12 protein-coding genes are annotated in these 10,630 nt (G+C 58.6%); 9 read left to right on the top strand and 3 right to left on the bottom strand.

The window, feature by feature from the left end:
• The 5 genes from ACR0BF_RS18370 to ACR0BF_RS18350 all read left to right on the top strand — a co-directional run.
• Window positions 1-235: hypothetical protein (locus tag ACR0BF_RS18370; RefSeq protein ID WP_480625498.1), on the top strand; the 235-nt coding region annotated here is incomplete at its 5' end.
• A gap of 285 nt (window positions 236-520) precedes the next feature.
• Complete coding sequence (locus tag ACR0BF_RS18365) at window positions 521-1,270, top strand: 5-oxoprolinase subunit B family protein (RefSeq protein ID WP_480625497.1); 750 nt, start codon at window positions 521-523, stop codon at window positions 1,268-1,270.
• On the top strand, window positions 1,267-2,265 hold the full coding sequence (locus tag ACR0BF_RS18360; RefSeq protein WP_480625496.1) for a 5-oxoprolinase subunit C family protein: 999 nt from the start codon (window positions 1,267-1,269) through the stop codon (window positions 2,263-2,265). The genes ACR0BF_RS18365 and ACR0BF_RS18360 overlap by 4 nt, the downstream gene beginning before the upstream one ends.
• A gap of 12 nt (window positions 2,266-2,277) precedes the next feature.
• Window positions 2,278-3,039, top strand: a complete 762-nt coding sequence (locus tag ACR0BF_RS18355; protein WP_480625495.1) for a LamB/YcsF family protein — start codon at window positions 2,278-2,280, stop codon at window positions 3,037-3,039.
• A gap of 150 nt (window positions 3,040-3,189) precedes the next feature.
• Window positions 3,190-4,437 (top strand): hypothetical protein, encoded by a 1,248-nt coding sequence (locus tag ACR0BF_RS18350; RefSeq protein ID WP_480625494.1) that lies wholly within the window; start codon window positions 3,190-3,192, stop codon window positions 4,435-4,437.
• 55 nt (window positions 4,438-4,492) lie between these two features.
• Here the strand turns inward: ACR0BF_RS18350 and ACR0BF_RS18345 are convergent, their stop codons facing one another.
• Window positions 4,493-5,887, bottom strand: coding sequence for a D-alanyl-D-alanine carboxypeptidase family protein (locus ACR0BF_RS18345; RefSeq protein WP_480475350.1), 1,395 nt, complete (start codon window positions 5,885-5,887; stop codon window positions 4,493-4,495).
• Between the two features lie 279 nt (window positions 5,888-6,166).
• Window positions 6,167-6,868: an HAD family hydrolase gene (locus ACR0BF_RS18340; protein WP_480625493.1), complete on the bottom strand. Its 702-nt coding sequence runs from the start codon at window positions 6,866-6,868 to the stop codon at window positions 6,167-6,169.
• Between the two features lie 93 nt (window positions 6,869-6,961).
• On the opposite strand from ACR0BF_RS18340, the gene clpS reads away from it, so the two are divergent.
• Genes clpS through hemF form a run of 4 tightly spaced genes read left to right on the top strand, consistent with a single transcriptional unit; the run spans window position 6,962 to window position 10,041 of the window.
• Window positions 6,962-7,303 (top strand): ATP-dependent Clp protease adapter ClpS, encoded by a 342-nt coding sequence (gene clpS / locus ACR0BF_RS18335; protein ID WP_480475346.1) that lies wholly within the window; start codon window positions 6,962-6,964, stop codon window positions 7,301-7,303.
• A gap of 44 nt (window positions 7,304-7,347) precedes the next feature.
• Entirely contained in the window at window positions 7,348-8,313 is a 966-nt protein-coding gene (locus ACR0BF_RS18330; RefSeq protein WP_480625492.1) for a class I SAM-dependent methyltransferase, read from the top strand.
• 37 nt (window positions 8,314-8,350) lie between these two features.
• A complete protein-coding gene (locus ACR0BF_RS18325; RefSeq protein WP_480475342.1) occupies window positions 8,351-9,151 on the top strand; it encodes an SDR family NAD(P)-dependent oxidoreductase in 801 nt (266 codons plus the stop codon).
• Between the two features lie 5 nt (window positions 9,152-9,156).
• The gene (gene hemF, locus ACR0BF_RS18320; RefSeq protein WP_480495567.1) at window positions 9,157-10,041 is read left to right on the top strand and encodes an oxygen-dependent coproporphyrinogen oxidase; all 885 of its coding nucleotides are present in this window, start codon (window positions 9,157-9,159) and stop codon (window positions 10,039-10,041) included.
• Window positions 10,042-10,044: 3 nt separating this feature from the next.
• Here the strand turns inward: hemF and ACR0BF_RS18315 are convergent, their stop codons facing one another.
• Window positions 10,045-10,494: a hypothetical protein gene (locus ACR0BF_RS18315; protein WP_480625491.1), complete on the bottom strand. Its 450-nt coding sequence runs from the start codon at window positions 10,492-10,494 to the stop codon at window positions 10,045-10,047.
• Between the last annotated feature and the right edge of the window lie 136 nt (window positions 10,495-10,630).

Here is a 10,630-nt window from a genome sequence, read left to right as displayed (position 1 = left end):
CTCAGATGCCCACCGTCTCTCCGGTGCGTCTCAACCGTCTTTCCAGTCCGTCAGGCCAACCTCAGCTGCGCCGGTGAAGGGGTATTTACGGATTAGAATCCCTACCCGCAAGCGGAAAATGACGATATTGATCTTTTTTTTGAGTTTTCTTTGTTTATTACTTAATTTCAATAACTTATATGCAATCACAATTGCCCGCCACCCTTCCGTCCGGGTGCTATTAGGCATGATCTGACCGGCAAGCCCCTAAAAACAAAAGGGGCCGACACAAGATATAGAGACTCCGCAATTTCAAGATACAAGTCAGGGCGACTCGAAACGGGAAAACGAGTCGGATTTGCGGCCAGAATACGGTCAAAAACCTCTCACCCCGTCGGACGCCTTGTACTGCGGGTCGCTCCCTGCCGGGATGTGGACGCATCAGGCACAATGTCGGCTATTGAACGCCCTGTCTTGCGTATCCCCTAAAGATGCGGTCAGGTTCCACCAATTCACTCTTCGATCCGAAAGCAGATCAGCAATGGCGCGCAATGTTCAGTTTCCTTTGGTCAGAACCGTCGGATTTGATGGCGCGCTGGTGACCTTTGCAGACAAGATGACCGACACCGCGAACCGGGCGGCGCTGGCGTTTCGGGCCGAAGTGGATCGTCTGCACTGGAATGAGGTGACCGAGTCGTCAGCCTCCCTGGGCTCGGCCTTTGTTCGGTTCGACACGCAACGCATCTCTCATCAGAAGATGCTGCAAAAGCTTAGGGAACTGGTTGAGCAAAAGGACTGGTACACTACACCGCTGCCTGCGGGCCGCAGGTTGTGGCGCGTTCCGACGGTTTACGGGACCGACCTTGCGCCCCAGCTTGACAATGCCGCCGCTGCTGCCGGCCTGACACCAGACGAAGCAATACGAAGGCTTGGACAGTCCCGCGTACGGGTTCTGACCATCGGCTTCGCTCCGGGGCAGCCTTACCTTGGACCTCTGGGGCCCGAGTTCAACATTCCCCGGCTGCAAAGCCTGACCCCCATGGTGCCGGAAGGCGCTTTGGTTCTGGCGATCTCGCAATTTGTTCTGTTTTCCGGGCCGACACCAACCGGGTGGCGGCATATCGGACAGACCGCCTTTCGGTGTTTCCGCCCCGAAAGGGCCGAGGCCTTTACCCTTAGACCCGGCGATGAGCTGTTGTTCAAGCCCGTTTCCCGCGACGTTCTGGAACACATCAAGGCCAACAACGAGGACGGCACAGGCGGCGCAACCTGTGAGGAGATTGCACCATGAGCCTGATCGTCCACCGGATTGGCCCGGCCTGCACCATTCAGGATCAGGGGCGCACAGGCTATCTGGATCAGGGGCTGTCCCGGTCGGGGGCGGCGGACATTCTGGCCTTGCACGAAGGGGCGGCGTTGCTGGATCAAAGCGCAAAACTTGCGGCGCTGGAAATGGCCGGGATGGGGGGCGAGTTCGAGGCGACGCATAACATGCGCATCGCCCTGACTGGCGCGCGGATGCAGGCCAGTATTGATGGCGGCCCTGTGGCCTGGAACGCGTCACACCAACTGATCGCCGGGCAAAGGCTGGTTATCGGGGCGACGCTAGCTGGAAACTATGGCTATCTGCATCTGGGCGGCGGCATCGATGCCGAGGTTTTTCTGGGGTCCCGCTCAACCCATCTGACAGCGCGGATAGGCCGGGCGCTACAGCAGGGAGACAGGCTGACCTGTGGACCGGATGCAGGCAACAGCGGGATGAAACTGGCTGCTGCCGAGCGGTATTCGGGCGGGGTGCTGCATGTGATTGCCAGCTTTCAGACCCCTTTGTTTGATGGCGCAACACTTGAACGGTTTGCCCAATCCAATTTCCGGCGCGGCGCACGCGCCAACCGGATGGGCATGCAGCTGGACAGCGACGGCGACGGCTTTGCTGCCTCAGGCCAGCTGAATATCCTGTCCGAGGTGATCACCCCCGGCGATATCCAGATGACCGGTACTGGCGACCCGTTCATCCTGTTGCCGGAATGTCAGACCACGGGCGGGTACCCTCGTATCGCGACCGTTCTGCCATGCGATATGCCCCGCGCGGCACAGACACCCGCAGGCGGCGACATCCGGTTCGAATTTGTCAGCATGGAACAGGCAGAAGAAATGCATAAAACGTTCCTGTCAGACCTTGCGCGCCTGCCCTCAAAAGTCGAGGCGCTGGTGCGTGATCCCCATGACATACCGGACCTGTTGTCCTACCAATTGATCGGCGGAGTGATCTCTGCCACCGACTAAGGAGATGTGCCAATGCCAAGCGTCGATCTGAATGCCGATATGGGGGAAAGCTTTGGCCCCTGGAAAATGGGCGATGACAAAAGCCTTTTGAAAATCATCACCTCGGCCAACATCGCCTGTGGGTTTCATGCCGGTGATCCGGATGTGATGGCATCAACGATGAAACTGGCGGCCGAAAACGACGTCGGCATCGGCGCGCATCCCGGCTTTCCCGATCTGCAGGGATTTGGTCGGCGGAACATGAAGCTGCCCCATGACAACCTCCGCAATCTGGTCCGGTATCAGTTGGGGGCCGCAATCGGCATGGCCAACGCGGTTGGCACCAAAGTACGGCACCTGAAACTGCACGGGGCGCTGGCCAATATGTGTTCAGCCGATATCGATATGGCGCGCGCCTGTTATCAGGGCGCATTGGATGTTGATCCCGATATCATCGTCATGGTGCTGGCCGCGACAAAACAGGAAGAGGCCGTGCGTGAGCTCGGGTGCAGCTGGGTGGGCGAGATTTTTGCCGACCGTGCATATAATGACGACGGAACACTGGTTGACCGCAGCCTGCCCGGCGCCGTCATCCACGATGCCGAGGTCGCAGGCCCGCGCATCCTGAACATGGTCCGCGAAGGTGCGATCATCACCGAAAGCGGCAAGCGGCTGGAAACATCCATCGACACGATCTGCCTTCATGGAGACGGCCCGACCGCGGTTCAAATCGCTCGCTCGGTTCGCGACAACCTGATCGGGGGCGGTGTCGAGGTCACGAAATTCACCCGCTGAACATCATGCGTTAACGTCGGCAACCCAATTTTACGACTGTTGCCCGTACAGGTCTCAGCGCCTAGCATGACGGGCAAGCACATGTTCTGAAACCTACAATTTCAAACGATAGCTCGCCCCGGTCGGGGTTCCGCGCAAGGAGGTAGTCGAATGTCCTTTGATCTGATGTCCTATCAACCCCGGGGCGACAAGAAGAACTCGGACTTCTTTGCGCAATACCTTCCGAAAATCTACGAGCGCCGGACGAGCTCGGGCATCGCCGATCAGGTCGGGCCAATGCGCGCAATCTGTATGCAGATCGAAACCGACGCGCTGTTCGATACCCTCGTCGAGCTTTACGTCATGACACCCTATCGCCACACCGCCAGCTATCTGGGGCAGACCCACAAATTCTCGATCCTGCATTCGCATCCCGACTATCCCGCGCTGATCGTGATGGCCCCGCTCAGCCCGGGTTTCGAAGACTTTATTCCCCGCATCAATCGCATGTACCCGCTGGCCCGCAACACACCCCAAACGCGGTATGTTGGCGAGGTTTTCGCGGCCTGTGATCTGAAGGCGCTGACCGGGACGCTTGAGGATCAGAACATCCGCTTCGAATATGCCGGAGACACCGAAAACCCGTTCTACACATTGGACGGCTTCCGGTTCACGACCCCTTCGGATTTCACCTGCAACCGGGTCGGATATTCGACACATGATTTCAACGACACAGACAGCCTGGGCCTTGGTGATCGCGTGTTATTGAGCGACGCGGAACAAGCCCGGCTGGATCAGGCAGCCGCGTTCGGATCTGACAGCAAAATCGCTCCTTTGATGCTGGGCATCGATCATCTGGCGACGCGCGTGCTGGCGGGTGAGCGCGAGGATGCGATCCTCGAATTCCTGACCATGGTGCCCTATTATTTCTGGGGGGCTTACAACATCTTCGACATGAACTCGTCCACCAATGTGAACCGCAACGCCAATGTGGACGATGACAAGAAATCCCCGGCCAAGGTTTTCACCGCCAACAACACGCCGTCCTTCGTCAACTCATTCGCCAAGCTGCCGATGCCGACCGAGGATTTTGTGCGCAATTTTGGCCGTCGCCTGCATCACATGGCCGTCGAGATCAAGGATGGCGACCATGGTGCCGGGGAAAAGAATGTCGACTTTGTCGTGAACACGCTTAAGGACAAGGGCGTGCCGTTCCTGGCCCATGTGGTGGGCGAATGCAAAGACGACCCGAACCTGAAACAGATCTTCTCGAAACACTCGAAGAACACGCTGCTGATCACTGAATATATCGAACGGTGTCACAAGTATGACGGGTTCTTCACCAAGGACAATGTCGCCGCCCTGACCGCCGCCGCGGGACAGGACGAGCAATATCAGCACGGTCACGTCTTCGATTAAAAAAGGGCCGCGGATGACCGCAGCCCAGACCCAACAGGAGAGATTATGCCGGACCTTATGATGGCCCGATCATGAAACAGGTGACATTGCGGGCTTGCAGACGACGACACGCCAGATCGGCCTGTTCCCGCGTCATGCCCTGGAATGTCGCATCAAATCCGCGCGAGCTCTGACTGACCTTGCGCAGACTGCCATCCAGCGTGGTCATCTCCGACAGCGCCGTTTTCAGCAGAACCTTCTCGGCCTCGTATCGTGTGGTGTAGCGGCCCACATTGACCCCCCACAGATGCCCACCGGACGAAGACAGGCGGGTAACCACTTCCTGCTCGGGCTCTGGCTGGCTGACGGGCTCGGTCGAGGCCAGCACCAGATTGTCCGGGCGCAGCGCCGGTCGGGTATCGGATGTTTCAACTGGTGGGGCGGCTGGGGTTATATCCGCTTCGGCAATCGCTGCGGCAATGCCGCTGCTGATACGGTCGCTGTTCTGGTCTGCCGATGCCGCAACCGCACTTGCAACCTGTGTCGCGGCGCTGGGGCGCCCAAGCGGGCGCAGGCTGGATTTCGGTGCGCCGCTCAGCGCTGCGACCTGGGTATCGCCCCCCAACCCGGCATTGCCCGCATAAACCGGGCGCTCAGGCTTGCGAATGGGTGCGCGCGACGGGGCAAGGCGAAACCCCAGATCCAGCAGTTCCGCAACCTTGGCGTTCCGCGACTCTCCGGATTTTCCGCCAAAGACAGTTGCGATGATACGCTCATCCTTGCGTTTGGCCGACGCCACCAGGTTGAACCCCGCCGCACGTGTGTATCCGGTTTTTATTCCGTCCGCACCCTTATAGGCTGCCAGCAGGCGGCGGTTGGTGTTGGGAACAGTCTTGATACCGGCATCCGTCGATTGGCGCGAGAACAGGTTATAATACTGCGGGTAATCATACAGCAGATGCCGTCCCAGCGTGGTCATGTCGCGCGCGCTGGACAGGTGCCCTGCCTCAGTCAGACCATGCGCATTCTTGAAGGTCGTGCGGCTCATGCCCATCGCTTTGGCGGTTCGGGTCATGCGGCGGGCAAAGGCCGCTTCCGAGCCACTGATGGCAATGCCGATCGCCGTAGCCGCGTCATTGGCCGATTTTACCGCAGCAGCACGGATCAGATAGCGGAACGCAATCGTCTGGCCCGCGCGCAGGCCCAGTTTCGACGGGGGCTCGGCCGCTGCCTTCTGGGTAATCCGAACGGGTGTATCCAGCGTGATCTCGCCGTTTCGCACCGCCTCAAACGCGATATACAGCGTCATCATCTTGGTCAGCGAGGCCGGGTGCAAGCGCGCATCCGCATTGCGTGAATGCAGCTCCTCGCCAGTTCGGGCGTCGATCACCATAGCTGCATAAGGCGCCGCCATGGACCTGAGCGGCGCAAACGCCAGCACACATAGCAACGCTATAAGGAAAAAGCCCATTCGGGCCGGAACTGTCCGCCGAATCTGCACGATCTTTGCCTCTGTCTGCCTCGCGCCGCCGGGTTTTCCCGGTCAGCAAAAATTATTTTATTGTCCCCAAGGCTATCACAGCGACCCAATGAAATAAACCGAAAGCTGAGGTTTTCGCGGTTTCGTTTCATGTCCCGGCAGAGGCTATATCTTGCGGATACAGCCATCAAGACCACCAGATGCGCGATAAAAGCGAAGCTGCGTCAGGATGCGGCTGGGTTTATGCGAAACTGAGGCGAAAAGGCAACATCACTTCAGGTTGCCCAGCAGATCGGTCAGATCGCCCAAATCTCTCAACTCGCGGAATCGGGGGCTGTCGACAGGGGCTTCGGCATGTTCCACCTCCCAGACCAGACCGTGGGGCACATAGACACCCCAGCACCCGGCCTGAATGGGGGCCACGACATCCGAGCGCATGGAATTGCCGATCATCATCGCGGCAGTCGGGCCATCACCGTGACGGTCGAATACGAACCGATAGGTTTCGGGGGTCTTTTCGGATACGATTTCGACACCATCGAACAGATCGCCCAGCCCGGACTGGGCCAGTTTGCGTTCCTGATCGATCAGGTCGCCCTTGGTGATCAGAATGACCCGGTACGCATCGGCAACACCTTCGACGGCCTCGCGGGCATGGGGCAACAGCTCGATCGGATGGGCCAACATTTCTTGCCCTGCTTCGATCAGCTGCCGGATGACCGACGCAGGAACGAGGCTTTCGGTAACTTCTATCGCAGTTTCGATCATCGACAGGACAAACCCCTTGATGCCATACCCATAGCGCTGAATGTTGCGTTTTTCAGCAGCAAGAAGTCGCTCCAACAGGTGATCACGATTGGCATGATCGGCCAAGAGTTCAGCAAAACGAGCCTGCGTCAGCTGAAAAAACCGTTCGTTATGCCAAAGGGTATCGTCCGCATCAAACCCGATTGTCGTCAGCTTGGTCGTCATCCTGTTTACGTCCGCTTGCTCTTTTCACCGGCCATGCACACGTTATATAAGCGCCAAGATAAACCCCAAGCCTGAATCGGACAGTTGCACACGATGCTTGAAATGACCTGGATGATGTCTGACAAGCCGGACGACGACAGTGACGCGTCCGTCCTGGTACAGACACGCCCAAAAACCAAGCGTCCGCCTTTATACAAGGTCCTGTTGCTGAACGACGACTATACACCGATGGAGTTTGTGGTGCATGTACTTGAACGCTTCTTCGGCATGACCCATGCACAGGCGTTCGAGATCATGCTGACCGTTCACAAGAAAGGTGTAGCCGTTGTCGGGGTTTTCAGCCACGAGATTGCCGAGACCAAAGTTGGTCAGGTGATGGATTTTGCCCGCAGGCACCAGCACCCTTTGCAATGCACAATGGAACGCGAAGAGTAAGGCCTTTGGCCTGACGTTTTCCCTTCACTCAGCCGGAATTGCCCATGTCCCCTCGTCTGGAACTTGCCTTGCAAAACGGCCTGACGCTGTCCCCCCCTCTTAGTGTGATCTGCCCCACGCCCGACCATGATCTGTCTGCTCTGGGGGACGGTGCGCAGATTGTGCAGCCCTTCAAACCCTTTCACGACCATTTCGCCGCGCAGGGTTTTGCAACGGTGCCCGACGCGGACGGTCCTTGTCAGGACGCCATTGTCTTTCTGCCCCGCGCCAAGGCACTGGCACGGTCGCTGATTCAACAGGCCTGTGCGCGGGCGAGCGGCCTGGTTGTCATCGACGGTGCCAAGACCGATGGTGTGGACAGCATATTGAAGGATGTGCGCAAGCGGGTTCCGGTCGAGGGACCGATTTCCAAAGCACATGGTAAGATTTTCTGGTTTCAGGCCGATGATCTGGCCTTTGTGGACTGGGCCGCGCAGAAACAGCAGATGGTTGGCGGATACTACACGGCACCGGGTGTGTTTTCAGCGGACGGAGTTGATCCTGCCTCGGCCCTGTTACTGAAGACCTTGCCTGACCGGCTTGGCCCCCGCGTGGCGGATCTGGGGGCGGGATGGGGATATCTGTCTGCGGAGATCCTGAAACGCGGCGGGGTAACCTCGCTGCATCTGGTCGAAGCGGACCATGCGGCGCTGACCTGCGCGCGGCTTAATGTCACCCAATCCCAGGCGCATTTTCACTGGAGCGATGCCGTATCCTGGACCGCGCCGGAGCCTATCGACACCGTTGTGATGAACCCGCCATTTCACACGTCGCGCAGCGCGGATCCCGCCTTGGGGCAAGCGTTTATAACCTCCGCCGCCCGCAATCTGACACGCAACGGAACCCTTTGGATGGTCGCCAACCGGCACCTTCCCTACGAAGCTACACTGAACGAACATTTCGCTCAGGTCGGTGAAATTGCCGGCGACAACCGGTTCAAGGTATTCCAGGCCTCTCGCCCTCGGCGTTAAGGCCCGTTAACCTGCGCCCCAATTCAGGAGGATTCGGATGTCCTTTTCCATCGCTGGCAAGACAGCAATCGTAACGGGCGGGGCAAGTGGCATCGGCCTGGCCATCGGGCGGCATTTCGCGGATGCGGGCGCAAATGTCATGTTTGCCGACATAGACGAAAAACGCCTGATCGACGAACTTGGAGAACAAGCCGAAGACAGCAATATCCGATATTTTGCGGGCGATCTGCGCGAAAAGCTGACCATTGCCAACCTGTTATCTGCGACGCTGGATGCGTTCGACCAGGTGGATATTCTGGTCAACGGTGCACGGCAAGTGATCCCGTCTGATCCGCTGGATCCGGATGACGATTCGATGCGCACCCTGCTGAACCAGAACCTGATGCCCGCCTTGCGGCTCAGCCAACTGGTTGCAAAGCGCATGATCAAGCAGGCCGACGGCGATCTCGAAAACCCGGCAGGGACGATCATCAACCTGTCCTCGATCGCTGCCCGACGGACCCACCCCGATCTGATGGCCTATTCCGTCTCGACCGCAGCGCTGGATCAGCTGACCCGGTCCCTTGCGGTTGCGCTGGCTCCGAAACGTATCCGCGTCAACTCGATTGCGCTGGGTTCGGTCATGAGCGCATCGCTGCAATCGACCCTCAAGGACAATCGCGACTACCGCGTCGATATCGAAAAGCACACGCCCCTAGCCCGTATCGCCTCGGCCACGGAACTGACGGAAACCGCGCAATATCTTGCGTCTGATGCCGCCGGTTTCGTCACCGGGCAGATCCTGACAATCGACGGTGGCCGTACCCTGCTTGACCCGGTCGCGGCCCCTGCACATTAAGACCCATGTTCAAAACAGAAAAATCTACCGCCTCCGCCTGGTTTCGCCAATTGCGCGATGACATCGTTGCAGCGTTCGAAGCCCTCGAAGACAGCCACACCAACGGGCCGTTTGCCGATGCCGCACCCGGGCGGTTCGAGGTCAAGGAAACCAAACGCCAGTCGGACGATGGGTCAGACGCGGGCGGCGGGTTGATGTCGGTCATGCGCGGCGGTCGAGTGTTTGAAAAAGTAGGTGTCAATGTCTCGACCGTCTACGGCACGCTGGGCGAACGTGCGCAACAGGCAATGGCGGCGCGCAAAGGCATCCCCGGAATGACCGAAGACCCGCGCTTCTGGGCGTCGGGGATCAGCCTTGTGGCCCATATGCAGAACCCCCATACCCCGGCGGTTCACATGAACACACGCATGTTTTGGACACCCCATGCCTGGTGGTTCGGTGGCGGCTCGGACCTCAACCCCTGCATCGAGTATCGCGAGGACACCGCGCATTTCCACGCCACGCAAAAGGCGCATCTGGACCCGCACGGACCCGCCCATTACCCGCGCCTCAAGGACTGGGCCGACGAATATTTCTACATCCCTCACCGCAAACGCGCGCGCGGCGTCGGCGGGATCTTCATGGACGACTATTGCACCGGTGACTGGCAGGCGGATTTCGCCCTGACACAGGATATTGGCAGAGCCTTTCTGCCCGCCTTCCTGCCCTTGGTTGAAAAGCGCCGCGTTCAGAACTTCTCAGAGGCGGACAAGACCACCCAACTGGTGCATCGCGGCCTTTATGCGGAATACAACCTTGTCTATGACCGGGGCACAAAGTTCGGTCTGGAAACCGGGCATGACCCGGATGCCGTTCTGATGAGCTTGCCGCCGATGGCAAAATGGGTCTGACGATCAGAACGGGTCCGTGATGAAATTGTCGTAGCAGTAGTTCTGCGCCGACACCGCCGACATGTTTGCTCCGACTTTCTTGACCGTGATCGAATAGCCGGGTTTCGTATCGGCCCCCGGCGGCGGGGTCATGGAGAACTGCACTGTTCGCACGCCGGGTTCATACGCCCGCCAGATATAGATCCTCTGCGAGTTCGGAACGCCAAGTGTGCGAATGGCATAATCTCCGATCCCGCACCAATAATTGACAGGCGCGGATGATCCGACAGCCTTCACCTCGTAAACGCCGTTCGGCAAGGGCGTGATCTCGGTACGGAACTGCGGCCGGACTGACAGGCCGAACCCAACGGCCCCGGCCACCGCAGGCGCTAAAATAAATGTGGCAGCGATGAATGGCTTGAGAAAACGCATGATCCAGATATCCCAAAACAATGGCACCAATACCGATAGCATAACCACGACACCCTACGAGTAAAGTGGGGCACGCCAGCTACGCGGACACAGTTATTTGGGGAATTCCCACTATTCATATCGCCGGAAACGAGTACACTACCCGAAAGCATTTATAACGCATCAAACTATCGGCAAT

It is taken from the genome of Ruegeria sp. AG7 (genome assembly GCF_056541545.1).
This window is presented reverse-complemented; position numbering and strand designations above follow the sequence as displayed.